At 65.6% G+C, this 21,848-nt stretch carries 19 protein-coding genes and 1 tRNA gene; 7 read left to right on the forward strand and 13 right to left on the reverse strand.

Features of this window, described 5'->3' with window-relative positions; genetic code table 11:
- Positions 1 to 18: 18 nt before the first annotated feature.
- The 3 genes from addB (at position 19) to trxA (ending at position 7,054) form a co-directional block, all read left to right on the forward strand.
- On the forward strand, positions 19 to 3,165 hold the full coding sequence (addB, locus tag ACVWZ4_RS11195; protein WP_456700584.1) for a double-strand break repair protein AddB: 3,147 nt from the start codon (positions 19 to 21) through the stop codon (positions 3,163 to 3,165).
- On the forward strand, positions 3,159 to 6,668 hold the full coding sequence (gene addA / locus ACVWZ4_RS11200; protein WP_456740294.1) for a double-strand break repair helicase AddA: 3,510 nt from the start codon (positions 3,159 to 3,161) through the stop codon (positions 6,666 to 6,668). The genes addB and addA overlap by 7 nt, the downstream gene beginning before the upstream one ends.
- 65 nt (positions 6,669 to 6,733) lie before the next feature.
- Positions 6,734 to 7,054: a thioredoxin gene (trxA, locus tag ACVWZ4_RS11205; RefSeq protein WP_007598398.1), complete on the forward strand. Its 321-nt coding sequence runs from the start codon at positions 6,734 to 6,736 to the stop codon at positions 7,052 to 7,054.
- A gap of 60 nt (positions 7,055 to 7,114) precedes the next feature.
- Here the strand turns inward: trxA and ACVWZ4_RS11210 are convergent, their stop codons facing one another.
- From ACVWZ4_RS11210 to trpA, 4 genes are all read right to left on the reverse strand, one after another.
- A complete protein-coding gene (locus ACVWZ4_RS11210) occupies positions 7,115 to 7,855 on the reverse strand; it encodes a metallophosphoesterase family protein (protein ID WP_456700582.1) in 741 nt (246 codons plus the stop codon).
- A gap of 119 nt (positions 7,856 to 7,974) precedes the next feature.
- Positions 7,975 to 9,318, reverse strand: coding sequence for a bifunctional folylpolyglutamate synthase/dihydrofolate synthase (locus ACVWZ4_RS11215; protein WP_456700581.1), 1,344 nt, complete (start codon positions 9,316 to 9,318; stop codon positions 7,975 to 7,977).
- Complete coding sequence (accD, locus tag ACVWZ4_RS11220; RefSeq protein WP_456700580.1) at positions 9,315 to 10,256, reverse strand: acetyl-CoA carboxylase, carboxyltransferase subunit beta; 942 nt, start codon at positions 10,254 to 10,256, stop codon at positions 9,315 to 9,317. Before accD ends, ACVWZ4_RS11215 begins: the two co-directional genes overlap by 4 nt.
- A gap of 172 nt (positions 10,257 to 10,428) precedes the next feature.
- Positions 10,429 to 11,265 carry a tryptophan synthase subunit alpha gene (gene trpA, locus ACVWZ4_RS11225; protein ID WP_456700579.1) on the reverse strand — a complete coding sequence of 279 codons (837 nt, stop codon included), beginning with the start codon at positions 11,263 to 11,265 and terminating at the stop codon, positions 10,429 to 10,431.
- A gap of 73 nt (positions 11,266 to 11,338) precedes the next feature.
- Between trpA and ACVWZ4_RS11230 the strand changes: the two genes are divergently transcribed.
- Complete coding sequence (locus ACVWZ4_RS11230) at positions 11,339 to 11,683, forward strand: endonuclease domain-containing protein (RefSeq protein ID WP_456740295.1); 345 nt, start codon at positions 11,339 to 11,341, stop codon at positions 11,681 to 11,683.
- Positions 11,684 to 11,762: 79 nt separating this feature from the next.
- Here ACVWZ4_RS11230 and trpB read toward each other — a convergent pair whose 3' ends face one another.
- The 8 genes from trpB to aroA all read right to left on the reverse strand — a co-directional run bounded on the left by trpB (position 11,763) and on the right by aroA (position 19,762).
- Entirely contained in the window at positions 11,763 to 12,980 is a 1,218-nt protein-coding gene (gene trpB, locus ACVWZ4_RS11235; protein WP_456700577.1) for a tryptophan synthase subunit beta, read from the reverse strand.
- Complete coding sequence (locus ACVWZ4_RS11240; protein WP_456700576.1) at positions 12,977 to 13,636, reverse strand: phosphoribosylanthranilate isomerase; 660 nt, start codon at positions 13,634 to 13,636, stop codon at positions 12,977 to 12,979. The genes trpB and ACVWZ4_RS11240 overlap by 4 nt, the downstream gene beginning before the upstream one ends.
- Positions 13,637 to 13,701: 65 nt before the next feature.
- Complete coding sequence (locus ACVWZ4_RS11245; RefSeq protein ID WP_456700575.1) at positions 13,702 to 14,094, reverse strand: lipopolysaccharide assembly protein LapA domain-containing protein; 393 nt, start codon at positions 14,092 to 14,094, stop codon at positions 13,702 to 13,704.
- 71 nt (positions 14,095 to 14,165) lie between these two features.
- On the reverse strand, positions 14,166 to 14,471 hold the full coding sequence (locus ACVWZ4_RS11250) for an integration host factor subunit beta (protein WP_007598410.1): 306 nt from the start codon (positions 14,469 to 14,471) through the stop codon (positions 14,166 to 14,168).
- 181 nt (positions 14,472 to 14,652) lie between these two features.
- Positions 14,653 to 15,633: a signal peptide peptidase SppA gene (sppA, locus tag ACVWZ4_RS11255; RefSeq protein ID WP_456740296.1), complete on the reverse strand. Its 981-nt coding sequence runs from the start codon at positions 15,631 to 15,633 to the stop codon at positions 14,653 to 14,655.
- 184 nt (positions 15,634 to 15,817) lie between these two features.
- Positions 15,818 to 17,524 carry a 30S ribosomal protein S1 gene (rpsA, locus tag ACVWZ4_RS11260; RefSeq protein WP_456700574.1) on the reverse strand — a complete coding sequence of 569 codons (1,707 nt, stop codon included), beginning with the start codon at positions 17,522 to 17,524 and terminating at the stop codon, positions 15,818 to 15,820.
- Between the two features lie 265 nt (positions 17,525 to 17,789).
- A complete protein-coding gene (cmk, locus tag ACVWZ4_RS11265; protein WP_456700573.1) occupies positions 17,790 to 18,428 on the reverse strand; it encodes a (d)CMP kinase in 639 nt (212 codons plus the stop codon).
- On the reverse strand, positions 18,425 to 19,762 hold the full coding sequence (gene aroA, locus ACVWZ4_RS11270) for a 3-phosphoshikimate 1-carboxyvinyltransferase (RefSeq protein ID WP_456740297.1): 1,338 nt from the start codon (positions 19,760 to 19,762) through the stop codon (positions 18,425 to 18,427). The genes cmk and aroA overlap by 4 nt, the downstream gene beginning before the upstream one ends.
- A 161-nt stretch (positions 19,763 to 19,923) precedes the next feature.
- On the opposite strand from aroA, the gene ACVWZ4_RS11275 reads away from it, so the two are divergent.
- Positions 19,924 to 20,331, forward strand: a complete 408-nt coding sequence (locus tag ACVWZ4_RS11275) for a TIGR02300 family protein (RefSeq protein ID WP_456700571.1) — start codon at positions 19,924 to 19,926, stop codon at positions 20,329 to 20,331.
- A 99-nt stretch (positions 20,332 to 20,430) separates the two neighbouring features.
- A tRNA-Ala gene (locus ACVWZ4_RS11280) sits at positions 20,431 to 20,506 on the forward strand.
- Positions 20,507 to 20,638: 132 nt separating this feature from the next.
- Here the strand turns inward: ACVWZ4_RS11280 and ACVWZ4_RS11285 are convergent.
- Complete coding sequence (locus tag ACVWZ4_RS11285; RefSeq protein ID WP_456700570.1) at positions 20,639 to 21,097, reverse strand: MarR family winged helix-turn-helix transcriptional regulator; 459 nt, start codon at positions 21,095 to 21,097, stop codon at positions 20,639 to 20,641.
- Between the two features lie 157 nt (positions 21,098 to 21,254).
- Between ACVWZ4_RS11285 and ACVWZ4_RS11290 the strand changes: the two genes are divergently transcribed.
- A complete protein-coding gene (locus tag ACVWZ4_RS11290; RefSeq protein WP_027531600.1) occupies positions 21,255 to 21,680 on the forward strand; it encodes an organic hydroperoxide resistance protein in 426 nt (141 codons plus the stop codon).
- Positions 21,681 to 21,848 lie beyond the last annotated feature (168 nt).

Here is a 21,848-nt window from a genome sequence, read left to right on the forward strand (position 1 = left end):
CCCCGAATCAGGCGGCCCATGCGCGTCTTCAGCGTTCCCCTTTCAGTTCCCTTCCTGCGCACGATCGTCGCAAGCCTGCTCGACGGCCGGCTGGTCGAGGGATTCGAGGCGCGCAAGGAACCGGCGCGGCTGGCGGATGCCACGCTCTACCTGCCGACGCGGCGCGCCATGCGCGTCGTCCGCGAGATATTTCTCGACGAGATGGCGGCGGATGCCGTGGTGCTGCCGCGCATCGTGGCGCTCGGCGACATCGACGAGGACGAGCTCGCTTTCGCGGACGAGGGCGAACAGTTTTCCGGCGCAACGCCGCTCGACATTCCGCCGCGGCTCGGCGAGCTCGAACGGCGGCTGACCTTGGCGCAGCTGGTCGCGGCGTGGGCCAAGGGCCCGGTGCTGGCGCCATTGGTGGTCGGCGGCCCCGCCTCGACGCTGGCGCTGGCCGGCGACCTCGCCCGTCTGATCGACGACATGGTGACGCGCGGCGTCGAATGGAGCAAGCTCCGAGGACTGGTGCCAGATCAGCTCGATCAATATTGGCAGCATTCACTCGAGTTCTTGAACATTGCCAGCGAGACATGGCCGAACCATCTCGCCGAGATCAACCGGATCGAGCCCGCGGCACGGCGCGACCTGCTGATCGCGGCGGAAGCGAAGCGCCTCACCGCGCATCTCCACGGGCCCGTGATCGCAGCGGGCTCGACCGGCTCGATGCCGGCTACCGCAAAATTCCTCCACGCGGTGGCCTCCCTGCCGCATGGCGCGGTGGTGCTGCCGGGCCTGGACACCGATCTCGACGAGGATTCCTGGCGCAGCATCGGGGGGGTGCGCGATTCGCTCGGCAAGTTCGCGGAGCATCCGGCGTCGAACCATCCGCAATACGCCATGCATGCGCTGCTGGATCGTCTCGGCATCAAGCGCGGCGATGTCGAGATTCTCCAGCCGCCCGCCGAAGGCGGCCGCGACCTGCTCGCATCCGAATCGATGCGGCCGTCGGCGAAGACCGAAGTCTGGCACGACCGGCTCAAGCGACCGGATGTCGCTGCAAGGATATCGGGCGGGATGAAAAATCTCGCGGTGGTCGAAGCACCAAACCCTGAAATGGAAGCGCTCGCGATCGCCATTGCCATGCGCGAGGCGCGGCATCTCGACAAATCGGCGGCGCTGGTGACGCCCGACCGCGCGCTGGCGCGACGGGTGATGGCCGCGCTGACGAGATGGAATCTCGCATTTGATGATTCCGGCGGCGACGTGCTGATGGAAACCGCCGCCGGTGTGTTTGCTCGCCTCGCAGCGGAAGCCGCAACCAAGGGGCTGGAGCCGCCGACGCTGCTGGCGATCCTGAAACATCCGTTGTGCCGGCTCGGCCGCGCACGCGGTGCATGGAAGGCCGCGATCGAAGACCTCGAGCTTGCGGTGTTGCGCGGTACACGCCCTCCCGCGGGCACCGGCGGTCTTTTGCGGGAATTCAATCGCTTTCGTGAAGAACTGACGAAGCTGGGGCGCGGCGAAGCCTCCGCGCTGCACAAGGCCGAGCCGCGCGCACGTCTCAGGGCCGAGGATCTCGACCGCGTCCAGGCGCTGATCGACGCGTTACGGCAGGCCTTGGCGCCGATCGAGAGCCTCGCATCACCAAAACCGTTCGACTTCGCCGAGCTCGCGCACCGGCATCGCGAGATCATGATCGAGCTGTCGCGCGACGAACAGGGCATTCCGCTCGCCTTCGAGGAGCGCGAAGGCATCGCGCTCGCCGGCGCCTTCGACGATCTCCTGCGCGGCGGCACGACCAGCGGGCTCATGGTGACGTTGCCTGATTATGCCGAGACGTTCCAGACCGCGTTCAGTGATCGCGCGGTGCGGCGACGCGACAAGCCCGGCGCGCGCCTGCAGATCTATGGCCCGCTGGAATCGCGCCTGATGCAGGCCGACCGCATCATCATCGGCGGGCTGATCGAGGGCGTCTGGCCGCCGGCGCCGCGCATCGACCCCTGGCTGAGCCGGCCGATGCGGCACGAGCTCGGCCTCGACCTGCCGGAGCGCCGCATCGGCCTCTCCGCCCACGACTTCGCGCAGCTGCTCGGCGGCGACGAGGTGATCCTCACGCATTCCGCCAAGGCCGGCGGCGCGCCGGCGGTGGCCTCGCGCTTCCTGCATCGGCTGGAGGCGGTCGCCGGCGACGAGCTCTGGAAAGCGGCTGTCCGCGCCGGCGAAAAATACGTGCAATTCGCGGCCGCGCTGGACCAGCCCGCCGAGGTCAAGCCGATCAAGCAGCCCGAGCCGCGCCCGCCGCGCGCCACCCGGCCACTGAGAATGTCGGTGACCGCGATCGAGGACTGGCTGCGCGATCCCTACACGATCTACGCCAAGCACATCCTGCGGCTCGATGCGCTCGATCCCGTCGACATGCCGCTGTCGGCGGCGGACCGCGGCTCGGCGATCCACGAGGCGCTCGGTGAGTTCACCGAGACTTTCGCCGCACATCTGCCTCCCGATCCCGCCCGCGTGCTGCGCGCGATCGGCGAGAAGCATTTTGCGCCGCTGATGGAGCGGCCCGAAGCGCGCGCGCTGTGGTGGCCGCGCTTCCAGCGGATCGCGCACTGGTTCGCCGAATGGGAGACCGCGCGCCGCGACGCGATCGAGGCGATCACGGCGGAGACCCGCGGCGAGATCTCGATCCCGCTCGATCACGGGCGCAGCTTCCGCCTCTCCGCCCGCGCCGACCGGATCGAGCGGCGCCAGGGCGGCGGCTACGCCATTCTCGATTACAAGACCGGCCAGCCGCCGACCGGCAAGCAGGTCCGCATGGGCCTGTCGCCACAGCTGACGCTGGAAGCCGCGATCCTGCGCGAGGGCGGCTTTCCCGGCATCGATGCCGGCGCGTCGGTGAGCCAGCTCGTCTATGTCCGGCTGAGCGGCAACAATCCGCCGGGCGAGGAACGCATCCTGGAGCTCAAATACAAGCAAGGCGATGAGCCGCAGCCGCCGGACACCGCAGCCGCCGAAGCGCGGGCCAAGCTCGAGGCGCTGATCCGCGCCTTCGAGGACGAGAACCAGCCCTACACCTCGCTGAACCTGCCGATGTGGACCAACCGCTACGGCGCCTATGACGATCTCGCCCGGATCAAGGAATGGTCCGCGGCCGGCGGTCTGGGGATCGAGGAATGGTGAAGCTGCCCCGTCCCATCCCCGACGAGGTGCGCGCGCGGCAGCAGCGTGCGTCCGATCCGACCGCGTCGGCCTTCGTGTCGGCCAATGCGGGCTCGGGCAAGACCCATGTGCTGGTGCAGCGGGTGATCCGTCTGCTGCTGTCCGGCGTGCCACCGGAAAAGATCCTCTGCATCACCTTCACCAAGGCAGCCGCCGCCAACATGGCCGAGCGCGTGTTCACCACGCTTGGCCATTGGGTCACGCTTGACGACACCGGACTCGATGCCGCGATCCGCGCCGTCGGCATCTCGCATCCCAATGCAAAGCTGCGCCGCGATGCGCGAAAGCTGTTCGCCTGCGCGCTGGAGACGCCGGGCGGCCTGAAGGTGCAGACCATCCACGCGCTGTGCACCCGCTTGCTCCAGCAGTTCCCGTTCGAGGCCAATGTGCCGGCGCGGTTCGCCGTGATGGACGACCGCGACCAGTCCGAGATGATGGAGCGCGCCAATCTGAAGGTATTGCTGGAGGCCGCGCGCGATCCGGACAGCGTCACCGGCCGCGCGCTGCTGACCGCGATGGCGAGCGCCGCCGACGTGACGTTCAAGGAGGTCGTGCGCGAAGCGTGCCTGAGCCGCGACCATTTCATGGCCTGGACCGATGAAGCCGGCAACGCAGGCGCGGCAGCCGAGCAGATGGCGGCCGTGCTGGGCGTCGATGCGGGCGACCGCATCGACGATGTGGAGGCCGAGATTCTCGACGGCCCTTATTTGCCGCGCTCGCGCTGGGACGACATCGCCTTTGCGCTGGAGGACGGCAGCAAGTCCGACAACGACCAGGCGAGCCGGCTCCGCGAGGCAAAAGCGTTTTCCGGCGCGGCGCAGGTCGACGCTTACCTCGGCGTCTTCCTCACCGACGAAAAGCTGCCGCGCAAGGCCGTCCTGACCAAGAAGTTCGGCGAGCACAATCCGTCCGTCGCGCGCCTGTTCGACAATGAGGCATCGCGCCTCTGTGGACTGGTCGAGAAGCGCCGCGCGGTGACCATGCGCGACCGCACCGCCGCGCTGCTGCATATCGCGACCGCCGCCGCCGCAAACTACCGGCGCGAGAAGCTGGAACGCGGCCTGCTCGACTATGACGACCTCATCGACAAGACGCTGGCGATGCTGAACCGCATCTCCTCGGGCTGGGTGCATTACAAGCTCGACCGCGGCGTCGATCACGTCCTGATCGACGAGGCGCAGGACACCAGCCCGCGGCAATGGGACATCGTCGCGCACATCATCTCGGAATTCACGACCGGAGAAGGCGCCCGCGAGGGACTGAACCGCACCGTGTTCGCCGTCGGCGACGAGAAGCAGTCGATCTTCTCGTTCCAGGGCGCGGCGCCCCACGAGTTCGATGCGCGCCGGCGCGAGTTGCACCGCAAGTTCACCGCGGCCGGGCTGAAATTCGATCCGGTTGCCTTCACCTATTCGTTCCGCTCGGGCGCGGCGATCCTGCACTCGGTCGACCACGTCTTCCGCGAGCCCGCGATCTACAAGAGCATTCATTCCGTCGAGATCGGCCATCCCCTGCACAATGCGCTCGCCGATGCCGGCCCCAGTGTGATCGAGCTTTGGGACCTCGCCGAAGCCGACGACCGGCAGGAGATCGAGGGTTGGCGCGCGCCGTTCGACGGCGTCGCCGTCACCAGTCCCGAAGTAAAACTCGCGCGCCGCATCCAGGCCGAGATCAAGCGGCTGGTCGAGAGCGGCACGCTGACCGGGCACGAAGGCGAACGCCGCCCCCTGCGCTACGGTGACATGCTGATCCTGGTGCGCCGGCGCGGCAATGCCTTCGACGCGGTGATCCAGGCACTGAAGCACGCCGGCGTCCCCGTCGCCGGTGCCGACCGGCTGAAGCTGACCGAACACATCGCGATCATCGATCTGATGAACCTCGCCGACGCGCTGCTGCTGCCGCAAGACGACCTCGCGCTGGCGGTGGCGCTGAAGAGCCCGCTGTTCGGTCTCGATGACGACGATCTCTTTACGCTTGCCCATGACCGCAAGGGATCGCTGCGCCGGGCGCTCGGCGAACACGCCGCGGACAACGAAAAATTCACGGCCGTGCTGCGGCGCCTGGAAGCTTGCGAGATTCGCGCACGCGAGGAGACGCCGTTCGCCTTCTATGCGTGGCTGCTCGGCGGCGATGGCGGTCGCGCGCGCATCCTGCGCAGGCTCGGCCACGAGGCCAATGACGCGCTCGACGAGTTTCTGGAGCTGGCGCTGAATTGCGAGCGCAAGGCACCGGCCTCGCTGCAGGGCTTCATGGCCTGGCTGCGTTCGGCCGACACCGAGGTGAAGCGCGACATGGAGATTTCGCGCGACGAGGTGCGCGTGATGACCGTGCACGGCGCCAAGGGCCTGGAAGCTTCCGTCGTGTTCATGGTCGACACCACATCGTCGCCCGCGGACTCGCAGCGTGTCAGGCTGATCCACGTGCCGCGCGGCAATGGCGGCGAAGTCGTGGTCTGGGCCGGGCGCAAGGCTGATGATCCCAAGCCGGTCGCCGACGCGCGCAGGGCGATGCTGGAGGAGACCGAGGATGAATATCGCCGCCTGCTCTATGTCGCGATGACGCGCGCGGCCGACCGGCTGATCGTCGGCGGCTGCCTGCCGGGCAACATGCGCTCGGTCCGCAAGCTGAGCTGGTATGACCTCATCGACACCGGGCTATCAGGCTCCGGCCTGGACAAGCAGACGATCGAGACGCCGCTCGGCAAGGTGACCCGCTTCACCCGGCCGGAAGATGTCGTAGCGCTCGGCACGCCGGCGACTTCCGTCGACCACACGGTCACGCTGCCGGATTGGCTGCGGACACCGGTGGCGCAGGAGACGGTCGACGACGATCCGGTGCGCCCGTCCGGCCAGCCGGCCGAGGAAGGCCGCAGCGTGCGATCGGGCGAATCGGTGCAGTCGCGCGCGCTGGCGCTGCAGCGCGGCACGCTGGTTCACCGGTTGCTGCAGTCCCTCCCTGATATCGCCATTGAGCGGCGGCGTGCGGCCGCGCTCGGCTTTATGAGCCGCAATGCCGCCGCATGGCCGGAGGCCGATCGTGCCGCGCTGGCCGACAAGGTGCTCGCCCTGATCGCCGAGCCGCGCTTCGCAGCCGTCTTTGCCGCCGGCAGCCGGGCGGAGGCCGCCATCGTCGGGCGGCTGGAGCGGCCGGGCCGCGCCCCGGCGCTGGTGTCGGGACAGATCGACCGGCTGGTGGTGACGCCGGACGAGGTTCTGATCGTCGATTTCAAGACCAACCAGACCGCGCCGAAGAGCGCGGCCGAGGCGCCCGCTGCTTATGTCAGGCAGCTTGCGCTGTACCGGGCGGTGCTGTCGCGGCTTTATCCCCAAAAGACCATCCGTGCCGTCCTGCTCTGGACAGAGGCCCTTGAATATATGGAGATTTCTGCCCCCGCGCTGGACGCGGCGCTGGCATCCCTTCATCTCGGTGTGAGCGTCCTTGACCCGGCAAGGGGCCGTTCATAGGTTGACGGCATGATCCCGGGCGCGATTCCCATGCGCCGATTCTTTCAAGCGAGTGAGGTACTCCAATGGCCGTTGGCAAGGTTTCTGACACCGATTTCGAAGCCGAAGTGCTCAAGGCGAACGGCCCGGTCGTCGTCGATTTCTGGGCCGAATGGTGCGGCCCCTGCCGCATGATCGCACCCGCGCTCGACGAGATCGCCGGCGCGATGGGCGACAAGGTCAAGATCGTGAAGCTCAACGTCGACGAGAGCCCGAAGACCGCGTCGAAATACGGCGTGATGTCGATCCCGACCCTGATGATCTTCAAGGGCGGCGAGATGGCCTCCCGCCAGGTCGGCGCCGCACCGAAGGCGAAGCTTCAGCAGTGGATCACCTCGGCGGTCTGATCCACGCGGCGCGACGAAGTGTTCTGAACGGCCGGCTCATCGCCGGCCGTTTTGCTTGCCCTACTCGATCCAGCCCGTCGCCAGCGCGTTCGCGAGCTCCGGCTGATTGTTGCTGCGTGCCAGCGCGGCCATCGTCTCGTGATCATAGGCGACGTTGCGGAACGTGACCTGCCAATTGCCATTCGTCAGCTCCAGAATCGCATAGCGCGCGTGCGGCGTGCCGGCCTCGACGACATGCGGAAACGGATGCGTGTCGCGATAGCCGGGGCTGCCGACACTGCCGGGATTGACGATCATGCGGCCATCGCGAAGCCTCACGGCGCGGGCGAGGTGCGTATGGGCGCAGAGGATCAGCGATTGCGTGATGCCTTGCGCGAACTGCTCGATCCGGCCCGGCGGCGATAGCGCGACCGTGCCGTCAGGGTGCACCGTCTCGAGCCAATAGACCTCGTCATCCCCGGGCGTCGCGTGACAGAGAAAGACCTCGTCACGGAACACACGCGTCATCGGCTGCGCACGCAGCCAGTCGAGCTGCGTCGCATTGAGCTGCGCATGCGCTGGGCGATCCCAGGAGCCCATCTTCTCCGGTGGGCGATCGAGCAGATAGCGATCGTGATTGCCGAGCACATGCATGGTGTCGAGCGGCATCAGGATCTCGATGGTGCGCCGCGCGTCGAGCGGGCCGCTCAGCATGTCGCCGAGATTGACGATGTCGGAGATGCCGAGTGCGCGGATGTCTGATAGCACCGCCTCCAGCGCGAGATAGTTTCCGTGGACGTCGGCAATCGCGGCAAAGCGCATTGTTGCTCTCCCCCTCTCGTGCCCCTGATGCGGCGCAGCACGCAGTAATGCGCCGCAGAGCAGGGGCCCATGCGGCTTCCGGGTCCCGGCTCGCGCTTTGCGCGTCCGGGACACGCGAGTCATGCAGGAGGCGTGCCGTTGAGACCCAAAACGTGGCCGGCGAGATAGAGCGAGCCAGTTATGAGGATGCGCGGCGGCACCTCGTAGGCGAGCTTCGACAATGCGCGCAGTGCGGCCTCGATGCCGGGCGCGATCTCGACGCGCATGCCGAGGCTGCGCACGGCATCCGCAAGGCGGTCCACCGGCATCGCGTTTTCGGCATCCGGAATCGGCACGGCGATGATGTGACGGGTGAGACCTGCGAAATTGGCGAGAAACGCCTGCGCGTCCTTATTGGCCATCATGCCCGCGATCACGACCAGCGGTCGCGACACCCGCTCCTCGAGATCGCCGAGCGCGGCGGCTGCGACGCGGCCGCCTTCGGCATTGTGCCCACCATCGAGCCAGATTTCGCTGCCCTGCGGACCGAGAGCGAGCAGCTCACCCGAAGTGAGGCGCTGCATCCGCGCCGGCCATTCGGCGCCGACGATGCCGGCTTCGAAGGCAGCCTGATTGACCCGGAACGCCTTGACCGCGCGCAGCGTCGCGATCGCAAGGCCGGCATTGTCGAACTGATGGCGGCCGAACAAGCGCGGCGCGGCGAGATCCATCAGGCCATGCTCGTCTGAATAGACCAGACGCCCATGCTCGACATTGACGTGCCAGCTTTCGTTTGCGGTAAACAGCGGGGCTCGCATCTGCTTGGCCTGCGCCTCGATAACAGCCATCGCCTCTGGCGACTGCTCGGCGCAAATCACGGGCACGCCGCGCTTGATGATTGCGGCCTTCTCGGTGGCGATCGACGCCAGCGTGTCGCCGAGGAAATCCATGTGGTCCATGCTGACAGGCGTGATCACGCAGGCCGCAGGCATATCGACCACATTGGTCGAATCGAGCCGGCCGCCGAGGCCGACTTCGAGCAGAACCGCATCGGCAGGATTTTGCGCGAACAAGAGGAACGCCGCCGCGGTCTTGAGTTCGAACAGTGTCGCGGGCTCGCCGGCATTGACGCGCTCGACCTCTTCAAGCGCCGCGCGCAATTCATCGTCGGAGACGAGCACGCCGCCGCCGGCGCGGCCGAGCCGGAAACATTCGTTGATCCGGACCAGATAGGGCGAGGTGTAGGCGTGGACGCGCAGGCCAGCGGCCTCCAGCGTCGCGCGCAGATAGGCCACCGTCGAGCCCTTGCCGTTGGTGCCGGCGACATGGATCACCGGCGGCAGCTTGCGTTCGGGCTGGCTGAGCCGCTCGAGCAGGCGGTACATCCGCTCCAGCCCGAGATCAATGCGCTTGTGATGCAAGGCCGACAACCGCCCGATCACCTCATCGAGCGACTGCCTTGTGCTGTCCGAGGTCGCGTTCACGCGTGGGGCGCAGCCGGCGCCGTCTCAGCCGCCGAGACGCTCTGCGCGGGGCTGACGACAGGCTGCGTCGGCCTGGACGCGTTCTCATGCGCCGGCGCCCTGGTCAGCAGGCGGCAAAGTCGCGCCAGGGTCGGACGCAGTTCATGGCGATGCACGACCATGTCGACCATGCCGTGCTCTTTGAGATACTCGGCACGCTGGAAACCCTCGGGGAGCTTCTCGCGGATGGTCTGCTCGATCACGCGCGCGCCGGCAAAACCGATCAGCGCGCCGGGCTCGGCGATCTGCACGTCGCCCAGCATCGCATAGGACGCCGTGACGCCGCCCGTGGTCGGATTGGTCAGCACGACGATGTAGGGCTGCTTGGCTTCGCGCAGCATCTGCACGGCGACCGTGGTGCGCGGCATCTGCATCAGCGACAGGATGCCTTCCTGCATGCGCGCACCACCTGAGGCGGCGAACACGATGAAGGGCGACTTCTTCTCGACCGCAAGCTCGAGACCGCGCACGAGGGCCTCGCCTGCGGCCATGCCGAGCGAGCCGCCCATGAAATCGAAATCCTGCACGGCGACGACGACACCAGCGCCTTCGAGCTTGCCGTAGCCAACCTTGACCGCATCGTTCAGATTGGTGCGGGCCCGCGCATCCTTGATGCGATCAACGTACTTCTTCTCGTCGCGAAATTTGAGCGGATCCGGCGTGACATCGGGCAAGGCCACGTCGAACCAGGTCTCGTTGTCGAAGATCGACTTCAGCCGCGCCACCGCGCCCATGCGCATGTGGTAGTTCGAGCCGGGGATGACGAACTGGTTGGCCTCGACGTCCTTGTAGAACACGAGCTGTCCGGAATCCGGGCACTTGATCCACAAATTCTCCGGCGTCTCCCGCCGCAGCATGTTGCGGATCTTCGGCCGCACCACATTGGTAAGCCAGTTCATGGTTTGCTCCGATGTGCTGACCCGCTGGGGGGCCGCCTGAAGAGATATATGGCGGCCGGGCTGCTACCCGGCAAGCCGCCGTGTCGTCCGCGTTAGAGCATGATCCGGAAAAGTGTGAAGCGGTTTTCCGACAAGATCATGCTCAACTAAAGAGCTAAAGCGGAATTATGGCCTATTCGGCCGCCTGTTTCGCAGCCCTCACGCCCTGGGCCAGGGCCGCCGTCAGCTCAGCCACCGCGTTAACGGTTTTGGCGGTCGCCCGCCCTTCCGCATCGAGACTGTTGTTGAGCGCATCGACCAGCGCGGTGCCGACCACCGAGCCATCGGCCTTCTCGGCAATGGCGCGCGCCGCCTCCGGCGTGCGGATACCAAAACCAACGCAGATCGGCAGCTTGGTATGCTGCTTGATGCGGGCGACGGCTTGGCCGACGGTATTCGAGTCCGCCGCCGCTGCACCAGTGATGCCGGCGATGGAGACGTAATAGACAAATCCTGATGTGTTCGCGAGCACCGCAGGCAGGCGCTTGTCGTCAGTGGTCGGGGTCGCCAATCGAATGAAGTTCAGCCCCGCCTTCAGCGCGGGAATGCAGAGCTCATCGTCTTCCTCAGGCGGCAAATCGACGATGATGAGGCCGTCAACGCCTGATGCGTTCGCATCAGCCAAAAACTTGTCGACGCCGTAAATGTAGATCGGATTGTAATACCCCATCAACACCAGCGGCGTGATGTTGTCCTCCTTGCGGAAGTCGCGCACGAGATCGAGCGTCTTCTTCAGCGTCATGCCGACCTTGAGCGCGCGAAGTCCGGCAGCCTGGATCGACGGACCATCCGCCATCGGATCGGTGAAGGGAATGCCGAGCTCGATGATTTCGGCGCCCGATTTCGAGAGCGCCTTGACGATCTCGAGCGACGTCGCGGGATCGGGATCGCCGGCCATCACATAGGTGACGAAGGCCGCGCGGCCTTGCTTTTTAAGCTCGGCGAAGCGGGTGTCGATACGCGTGGTCATGTTTTCGCGGCCGCTGTGCTAATACCTCGCCCCGCCGGGGAGAGGTCGGCTGCGAAGCAGCCGGGTGAGGGGGATGGAAAGATTCAAGTCTAGAGCGCGAAGGCTCCGCGAGTCGCAGACGAGCGCGGAAGCAAAGCTTTGGCAGGCGCTCCGCAACCGGCAGCTCGCCCGGTGGAAGTTTCGCCGCCAGCATCCGGTCGACCAGTACGTCGTCGATCTCGCGGCCCTCGACGGAAAGCTCATCATTGAGGTCGACGGCGTGACGCATTCCAGCCCGTCCGAGATCGAGCGCGATGAAGCCGGGACCAAAGTGCTTGAGGCCTGCGGCTTCCTCGTCATTCGCGTCTCGAACACGGATGTGTACGAAAATCTTGAGGGCGTCCTCGAGCTCATCCAGACATCGCTAAGGTTCGAATGAGCGGAAAGACCCCTCACCCGGCTGCTTCGCAGCCGACCTCTCCCCGACGGGGAGAGGTGAAGAAGGCGCGACACACTCCTCACTTGCTCTTGCCCTTCAGGATGTCGCCGACCTGGGGGACGTCCTTGTCGCCGCGGCCGGAGAGATTGACGACCATCAGGTGGTCTTTCGGCCGCTTCGGCGCGAGCTCCATCACCTTGGCAATGGCGTGGGCGGGCTCGAGCGCGGGAATGATGCCTTCGAGTTTCGAGAGCAGCTGGAATGCGGCGAGCGCTTCGTCATCGGTCGCGGAGAGATAATTGACGCGGCCGACCTCATGCAGCCAGGAATGCTCGGGGCCGATGCCGGGATAGTCGAGGCCGGCCGAGATCGAATGGGCGTCCTGGATCTGGCCGTCGGCATCCATCAGCAGATAGGTGCGGTTGCCATGGAGCACGCCGGGGCGGCCGCCCGCGATCGAGGCTGCATGCAGCTGCGTGAGCCCGTGGCCCGCGGCTTCGACGCCGAAGATCTCGACGGAGGGATCGTCGAGGAACGGGTGGAACAGGCCCATGGCGTTCGAGCCGCCGCCGATGCAGGCGACCAGCGAATCCGGCAGGCGGCCCTCGATCTCCTGCATCTGCGTCTTGGTCTCGTTGCCGATGATCGACTGGAAGTCGCGGACCAGGGTCGGATAGGGATGCGGACCCGCCACCGTGCCGATGCAATAGAAGGTGTTGTGCACGTTGGTGACCCAGTCGCGCAGCGCCTCGTTCATCGCGTCCTTCAGCGTGCGCGTGCCCGACTGCACCGGGACCACCGTCGCGCCCAGCATCTCCATGCGGATGACGTTGGGCTGCTGCCGCTCGACGTCGACGGCGCCCATGTAGACGACGCATTCGAGACCGAAGCGCGCGCACAGCGTCGCAGTGGCGACACCGTGCTGGCCGGCGCCTGTTTCGGCGATGATGCGCTTCTTGCCCATGCGCCGCGCCAGCATGATCTGGCCGAGTACATTGTTCACCTTGTGCGAGCCGGTGTGGTTGAGCTCTTCGCGCTTGAGGTAAATCTTGGCGCCGCCGAGATGCTCGGTCAGGCGTTCGGCGAAATAGAGCGGCGAGGGCCGGCCGACATAGTTCTTGAGATAGCCGTTCATCTCGGCCTGGAACGCCGGGTCGGCCTTGGCCGCGGTGTAGGCCTTCTCCAGATCGAGGATCAGCGGCATCAGGGTTTCGGCGACGAATCGTCCGCCGAAGATGCCGAAATGGCCGCGCTCGTCGGGGCCGCTGCGGTAGGAATTTGGTTTGGCGATGTTCATCGAACGCTCAACTCTTGGGTGGCGCGCGCGGCGCGAATGAAGGCCTTGATCAGCTCCGGATCCTTGACGCCCGGGGCGCTCTCGATGCCGGAGGACACGTCGACGCCGCCGGCGCGCGTGACGCGGACGGCTTCCGCAACGTTGTCGGCGTGAAGCCCGCCCGAAACCATGTAGGGCAGTTTCAGATCGAGATTTTCCAGCAGGTGCCAGTCGAAGGGGGCGCCCAATCCGCCGGGACGAGTTGCGTCTTTCGGCGCGCGCGCGTCGAACAGGAGACGGTCGGCGAGTGCGGCGTAGCCAGGCAGCACGGCGAGATCGGAGGCTGATGCGACCGGCACGGCCTTCATCACCGGACGGCCGAACCTCTGCTTGATGTCGCGCAGCCGCGCCACGCTCTCCTGCCCGTGAAGCTGGAAGATGTCGGGCGACAGCGCGTCCATGATGTTGTCGAGCGTGGCATCGTCGGCGTCGACGGTGAGCGCCACTTTGTGCGCGCGTCCCTTCACCTGGCGGCCGAGCTCACGCCCCGTCTCCAGCGATACATGCCGAGGCGACGGCGGAAAGAACACGAACCCCACCATGTCGGCACCCGCGTCGAGCGCCGTTTCGAGCGTCTCCGACGTGGACAGGCCGCAGATCTTGACGAGCAGGGACATGGTCTCAATGCAAATGGAGGCCGCAAATGGCGGCCAGGAAACGGGCTTTTCGGTTGGGGCCGCTTCTACAACGTCGCGCGCTGCTTGTCTCGCCCGACAGGCCCATAAAGGCCCATCCCGGAGGGTACCGGGAGACGCTGGGCCTCGGGCTTGGCCGGGGCCGCCTGGGCCCGCAGATCGGCCAGTTCGACCCGGGCAGCCCTGGCATCCGCCTCATGCCGGCGCGCAGCGCGCCGCCAGTGCCGCTGGCCGAACCAGACGGCACAGCCGCCGACGATGACACCCAAGGCAGCCACCACGATCAGGAGGAGGAACAACGGGATGGTGCGCGACAAGGCCGGATCAGCCGCCATGAAGGGATCAAACGAGACCGTGACGTCATGCCTGTTGGCGACTGCAAAGGTCACCAGGATCAGGGCCAGCGGAATCACGATCAGCGCGGTCAGGAACTTTCGCATCGCGAGCGCTCGTCTTGAATCAAGCTTGCTGCCGCATCTTGCGGCCATCAGGTAAAGCCCGGACGGCAGCGTTAGTCCGGGGCGCCCGGATCCGGATGGTCCCGGTTGAGGCGCTCGCGCATTTCCTTGCCGGTCTTGAAGAACGGAACGCTCTTCTGATCGACGGGGACATGGGCGCCGGTGCGTGGATTGCGGCCGGCGCGCGCGGGGCGGTGCTTGACCGAGAAAGCGCCGAAGCCGCGCAACTCGACGCGGTCGCCGCGCGCGAGTGCCGCTACGATCTCCTCGAGAATCGCATTCACAATGTTCTCGACATCCCGCTGGTACAGATGCGGGTTGTGCTCGGCGATACGCTGAACAAGTTCGGATTTGATCATCGAGAGATAGGACCCGGAAGCGTGCGGATGACCATTTCCGTGAAAATGCCTTGATCTGTCAAGTCGCTAAATGAACGCCCGGCGTCGTGAAAATGCGTGACAAATGCCGAAAAAGCAGGCTGCACGGCCACCCGCTGAACGGGAAAAAGGTCGCGAGCTCGCGCGGTTCCAAATTTTTCGGTCAGTTCGACGCGGCCGGCTGCCACAAAGCCAGCATTCCATCCAGCCCGGCGCGATCGACCGCCTGCGCAACGCCGGTTTGCTCGATCTGATGCGCAATCGCACTGAATCCAAGCGCTTCCAGCGTCACTGAGGCCGCCGCCTTGATGAACGGCAGGTCGCCAAAGCGCGGCTCGAGCTTGTAGTCGCGCACGGAAAGACCCTTCTTGACGCCCTTCTGGTCCTCGAGCCAGGTCACCGCGGTTTTCTCGTCGCCGAGCTGATCGATCAGCTTGAGATCGATCGCCTGGCGGCCGGTGAAGACGCGGCCGTCGACCACTTTTTCGAGCTGCGTGTCATCCATGCCACGGCGCTGCTTCACCAGATCCTTGAACCAGGCATAGGAATCCTTCACCAGCGCATCCAGCGCGGCCCGGGCTTCCGGGCTGGTCGGCTCATATCCGTTGGGCGCGGCCTTCAGCGGCGTGGACTTCACCTCCTCGACCTTGACGCCGATCGTCTTCAACAGCTCGCTGAAATTGGGGAACTGGAACAGCACGCCGATCGAGCCCACCAGCGAGCTCTGCTGGGCGATGATGTGGTCGCTCGCGATCGCGGTGATGTAGCCGCCGGACGCGGCAAGGCCTTCGACCACGACGACCAGCGGCTTCTTCGCCTTCAGCCGCATCAGCGAGTCGTAGAGCTGCTCGGAGCCGGCGGTGGTGCCGCCAGGCGAATTGACGTGAACGATGACGGCCGCAGCCTGCGAATTCTCCAGCCGCTCCAGCGCCCGCGTACGTTCGGCATCGCTGCGGATCAGGCCGTCGATCTGCACACGGGCGATGGCGCCAGCGGAGGCGAAGGTACCGCGCGCACCTGGCGTGGCGACCAGCGCAAAAGCCGCGACCGCAGCGATCGCGATCAGCGCGGCCACGACGCGCCAGAACGTCAGCTTGCGGCGAATCCTGCGGCGATCGACGATGATGTCCGAATCGAGCGACATCGAGATATCTCCAGGTGAAGGGACCGCTTGGGTCGTGCCGTCACGACGTGACCAACGCTCGTCTGGATACACCAATTGCGGCGCAATTTGAAGAAAACAAGGCCCCGCGCAGCCCCTTGCGAGCCGCAACAAAAAAGCCCCGGCGCAGGCCGGGGCTTTGATGTCGGCAAAACGTGCGTTTCGCTTACTTGTTGTCGCGGTTCTTGAGCGCTGTGCCCAGGATGTCGCCGAGCGTAGCTCCGGAATCGGAGGAGCCGTACTGCGCGATGGCTTCCTTCTCTTCGGCGACTTCGAGCGCCTTGATCGACACCTGGACCTTGCGGGCCTTCTTGTCGAACTGGATCACGCGGGCATCGACCTTCTCGCCGACGGCAAAGCGTTCGGCGCGCTGGTCGTTGCGGTCACGCGCGAGCTCCGAGCGCTTGACGAAGGTGGTGAAATCGGTACCGGCGATCTTCACCTCGATACCGCTTTCCTTCACCTCGAGCACTTCGCAGGTCACGACCGCGCCCTTCTTGACATCGCCCGGCTCGGCGAAGGGGTCGCCTTCGAGCTGCTTGATGCCGAGCGAGATACGCTCCTTCTCGACGTCCACATCGAGCACCACGGCCTTCACCATGTCGCCCTTCTTGTAGTTGTCGATCACCTGCTCGCCCGGAAGCTTCCAGTCGAGGTCGGAGAGGTGGACCATGCCGTCGACGTCGCCCTCGAGGCCCAGGAACAGACCGAACTCGGTCTTGTTCTTGACTTCGCCCTCGACCACCGAACCGGTCGGGTGCCCTTCGACGAAGACCTCCCACGGGTTGCGCATGGTCTGCTTGAGGCCGAGCGAGATGCGGCGCTTGACGGAATCGACTTCCAGCACCTGCACGTCGACTTCCTGCGAGGTCGACACGATCTTGCCGGGGTGCATGTTCTTCTTGGTCCACGACATCTCGGAGACGTGGATCAGGCCTTCGATGCCCGGCTCGAGCTCGACGAACGCACCGTAGTCGGTGATGTTGGTGACACGGCCGGTGAAGCGGGCACCCAGCGGGTACTTGGCTTCGATGCCCTGCCACGGATCGTCCAGCAGCTGCTTCATGCCCAGCGAGATGCGGTGCGTCTCGTGGTTGATCTTGATGATCTTGACCTTCACGGTCTGGCCGATCGAGAGCACCTCGGTCGGGTGGTTGACGCGGCGCCACGCGATGTCGGTGACGTGCAGCAGGCCGTCGATGCCGCCGAGATCAACGAACGCACCGTAATCGGTGATGTTCTTGACCACGCCGTCGATGACCTGACCCTCTTCGAGATTCTGCACCAGCTCCTGACGCTGCTCGGCGCGGGTCTCTTCGAGAACCGTACGGCGGGAAACGACGATGTTGCCGCGGCGACGGTCCATCTTGAGGATCTGGAACGGCTGCGCGTTGTTCATCAGCGGCGCAACGTCGCGGATCGGACGGATGTCGACCTGCGAACGCGGCAGGAAGGCCACGGCACCGTCGAGGTCGACCGTGAAGCCGCCCTTGACCTGGTTGAAGATGACGCCCGTGACCTTCTCGTTGTTCTGGAAGGCCTTCTCCAGCTTGCCCCAGCTCTCTTCGCGGCGCGCCTTGTCGCGCGACAGCACGGCTTCGCCGAGCGCGTTTTCGATGCGGTCGAGGAACACTTCGACCTCGTCGCCAACCTTGATCTCGCTGTCACGGCCGGGGCCGGAAAATTCGCGCAGCGCAACGCGGCCTTCGGTCTTCAGGCCGACGTCGATGACGGCCATGTCCTTTTCAATTGCAACCACCTTGCCCTTGACGACGGAGCTCTCCTGCAAGTTGCCACCTGCGAAGGACTCGTCGAGCATCGCGGCGAAATCGTCACGCGACGGGCTATAGGTATCAGCGGAAGTCGAAGCCATTTGTTCTCCAGTTGCGGATGTCTTGCCGGCCGTTGGGTTCATGGGCGTATCGCGCGCGCAGTGTCGGAAGGTCCGCAAGACCTTCGAGCGACCGCTCGCTGCTCGATCTTGCGACCGAAACAGCGGAAGCGGGCCGGCTGGGCCCGCACGTTCGATACGTTGAAATCTATCGTCCGGAACCTGGATCGCGTCGGCCCCAAACAGGGACCGAGAGTATCGACCTTAAAGAGCGGGAGCGGGCACTTCCTCCAATGACGGCAGCGGCTTAACCCCGCAACCGGCCCGCTCGGACGGCCTCGATAATGTCGATGGCGGCCCGGACGCCGCCTTCTATATCCAGTTGGGAGTTATCTAGCAAGTAAGCATCCGCGGCCGGCTTCAAAGGCGCTATCGGCCGATTCTTGTCCCGTTCGTCGCGCTGAATGATGTCGGCGAGCACGGCCGCCTCATCCGCCTCCTCACCCCGCGCCTTGGCCTCCATGGTGCGGCGGCGGGCACGCACCTTGGGATCGGCCACGACGAAGATCTTCACGTCGGCATGGGGACAGATCACCGTTCCAATGTCCCGGCCATCAAGCACGGCGCCCGGCGGATCGGCGGCGAATTGCCGCTGGAAATTGAGCAGGACCTCGCGGACCCTTGGGATCGCCGAGACGATCGAAGCGCCCTCGCCGGCTGCTTGCGTCTTCAGCGCGGGATTGCCGAATTTTTCCGGGTCGAGTTCCAGCGCAGCCGCGACCGCCGCCGCCTCGTCCCGGAGATCCCGGCCGGACTGCATCAATTCGTACGCGACGGCGCGATAGATGACGCCGGTATCGAGATGACGATAGCCGTAATGATGGGCCAGGCGCTTGCCGAGCGTGCCCTTGCCCGAGGCCGCGGGTCCGTCGATGGCGATGATCATGAGAACTCGGCCCCAAGCGAACGCATCATCGGAATGAAATCCGGGAAGCTGGTGGCGATGAAGGCGGTGTCGTCGACCGTCACCGGCTGGTCGGAGGCGCAGCCCATCACCAGCGCGGACATCGCGATGCGATGGTCCATATGCGTGGCGACGGTGCCGCCACCAGGCACATGGCCGCGGCCTTCGACGATCAGATCGTCGCCGGAGATCGTCACCTTCACACCATTGACGCGAAGCATGTCGGCGGTGGCTTCGAGACGGTCGGATTCCTTGACGCGCAGCTCCTGCAGGCCGCGCATGATGGTCGTGCCTTCGGCAAAGGACGCCGCAACGGCCAGCACCAGATATTCGTCGATCATCGACGGCGCGCGCTCCGGCGGCACGTCGACGCCGCGCAGCTTCGAGGCGCGCACGCGCAAGCGCGCCATCGGCTCGCCGGCGTCGCCACGCACTTCGCTTTCCTCGATGGAGGCGCCCATTTCACGCAGCGTCGTGAAAAGGCCGGTCCGCAACGGATTGGTCATGACGTCTGAGAGGACGACATCTGAGCCTTCGACGATCAGCGCCGCGACGATGGGAAATGCCGCAGATGAGGGATCAGCCGGCACGATGACGGTGGCGCCATGCAGCTCGGGCTGACCCGCGAGCGTGATGCGCCGCCCGTGCTGGCCTTCCCGGACCGAGGTGATGTCAGCGCCAAAATGTTTCAGCATCAGTTCGGTGTGGTCGCGGCTGGCCTCGCTCTCGATCACGGTCGTGGTGCCCGGCGCGGCGAGGCCCGCCAGCAGCACCGCCGACTTGATCTGGGCCGAGGCAACCGGGGTCTTGTAGCTGATCGGCAGCGGATCGCGCGCGCCCTGCACGGTCAGCGGCAGCCGGCCGCCCTCGCCGCCGGACACGACCCTGGCGCCCATCTTCTCGAGCGGATCGAGGATCCGGCGCATCGGTCGGCTGCGCAGCGAGGCATCGCCGTCGAACACGGCCGAGATCGGGCAGCCGGCGACGGCGCCCATGACCAACCGGCAGCCGGTGCCCGAATTGCCGAAATCCAGCGCTGCCTTGGGCTGGGCAAAGCCGCCGACACCGACGCCCTGGACCCTCCAGGCGAAATCGCCGGTGCACTCGACCTTGGCGCCGAGGGCCTGCATGGATTTGGCGGTGTTGAGGACGTCCTCGCCCTCGAGCAGGCCGGTAATCCGGGTCTCGCCGACCGCGAGCGCGCCCAGGATCAGGGCACGATGGGAGATCGACTTGTCCCCGGGCACCCGTACTTTTCCGGTCAGGGGACCGCTTGAGCGCGATTTGAGCGGCGCCAGCTTGTCGGAATGGGTCAAGATTGTGTCCTTGGATACGCCTGATAGCGGCTGCGGGCAGGTACCACATGCCCTTCCCGCCGTCACGAGCATGTCTTTCTCTCGTAATGCGCTATTGACAGCGGGCCGCCAACTAGCCAAGTGAAGCACCGCTTTTCAGACATTCCCAGGATTCCTCTGCCGTGGCCAAGTCCGAACTCGGAACCAAACGTATTTGCCCGACCACGGGCAAGAAGTTCTACGACCTGAACAAGAATCCGGTGATCTCGCCCTATACCGGCGAGGTGGTGCCGATCGCGCCCCTTGCGCCCGCCCGCGCCGGACGCGGCGCCGAGGCCCGCCACGCAGCCGCCGCGGACGCCACGCCGGAGCCGGCCGAGGTCGAAGAGGTCTCGCTCGAGGAGGCCGATGCCGAGGAGAACACCGGCAAGGTGAAGGCTGTCGTCCCCGAATCCGAGGACGATATCGAGGTCGACGATACCCTCGACGACGACGATGACGATGATTCGACCTTCATTGCCGACGAAGAAGAGGGCGATGAGGACGTGACCGACATCATTGGTGACGTCGGAGGTGATGAAGAGACTTGAGATCAGCCCTGATCTGTGAAAAAGGGTGCACCGCGCGAGTCGCTTGGACGGCTCGACGGCCGGGACGGATCCCCCCAGGATCGTCCCATCTGGACTAAAGGGGCCATAGCTCAGCTGGGAGAGCGCTTGCATGGCATGCAAGAGGTCGGCGGTTCGATCCCGCCTGGCTCCACCACGCTTCGCCCTTCGGGGTTACGCGTGGCGCAGCCACGAGGAGCCTGAAGGGCGAAGCGTGGTGTCCGGCGAAGCCCGCAGGGCGAAGACGGACTGTTTCAGCTTCTATTTTCCTTGCGGCTCTGCTAGCCCCCTACGCCCCAATCACCGCATTCAACCGGTCCCTTAAGGCCACGATCTCGTCCTTCATCGCGACCAGTTCCGACACCGAGCAATCCGACGCCGCCAGGATCGACTGCGGCACGCTGCGCGCCTTGTCTTTCAGCGCATGGCCTTGCGGAGTCAGCGCGATGAGCACCTGACGCTCGTCCTCGCTGCTTCGCGTTCGCTTGACCAGATGGGCTGCTTCCAGCCGCTTCAAGAGCGGCGTCAGCGTGCCGGAATCCAGAAACAGCTTTTCACCGATGTCCTTGAGCGGGACGTCATCGCGCTCCCACAGCACCAGCATCACCAGATATTGCGGATAGGTCAGTCCGAGGCGGTCGAGCAGCGGCTTGTAGACGCGATTGAAGGCATGCGCGGCCGAATAGACCGCGAAGCAGATCTGGTTGTCGAGGCGTTGCGGATCGAGGGTCGATGATTTCCGGGCCATGCAGAATCTCGCGAGACTGACCCGCATTGTGGGGCCGGGCCGGCGGACATTCAATTGCAAACAATTAAATGTGAGGCATGCGAATATCGATTGTGCACAATCTAATTGTTTGCAATATACATCGCACGCCAACCCGAACATCCCAAGGAAGACGAAAATGTCCGTGAACGTGCTCTACAAGACCAGCGCAAAAGCCACCGGCGGCCGCGACGGCCATGCCGCGACCCTCGATGGCGCACTCGACGTCAAGCTCACCACGCCGAAGGAACTCGGCGGTGGCGGCGGCGCCGGCAACAATCCCGAGCAGCTGTTTGCGGCCGGCTATGCCGCCTGCTTCATCGGCGCGATGAAGTTCGTGTCGTCGCAGGGTGGCCCGAAGGTTCCCGCCGACGCCTCCGTGACCTCGACCGTCGGCATCGGCCCGCGCTCGGCCGGCGGCTTCGGCCTGGACATCGATCTGGCCGTCTCGCTGCCGGGCCTGTCCCGCGCGGACGCCGAGGCGCTGGTCGAGAAGGCGCATCAGGTGTGCCCGTATTCCAACGCGACGCGCGGCAATGTCGACGTCCGCCTGACGGTCGTCTGATCCGACGATGGAATGGCTGGCCCGGGATCCCCGCGCGAGGTCCCTTGGGCCGGCCGCTTCCGCCCGTTTTTGCCGTGCCGCGGGATGCGGCGCGCGCGTGCATATCCCCCTCCGCAGCGAGGCATTGCTGGGGCGCACGAAGCTCGCTAGGCCTGTGGCCAACATCGA

This window comes from Bradyrhizobium sp. USDA 4472, assembly GCF_054058595.1.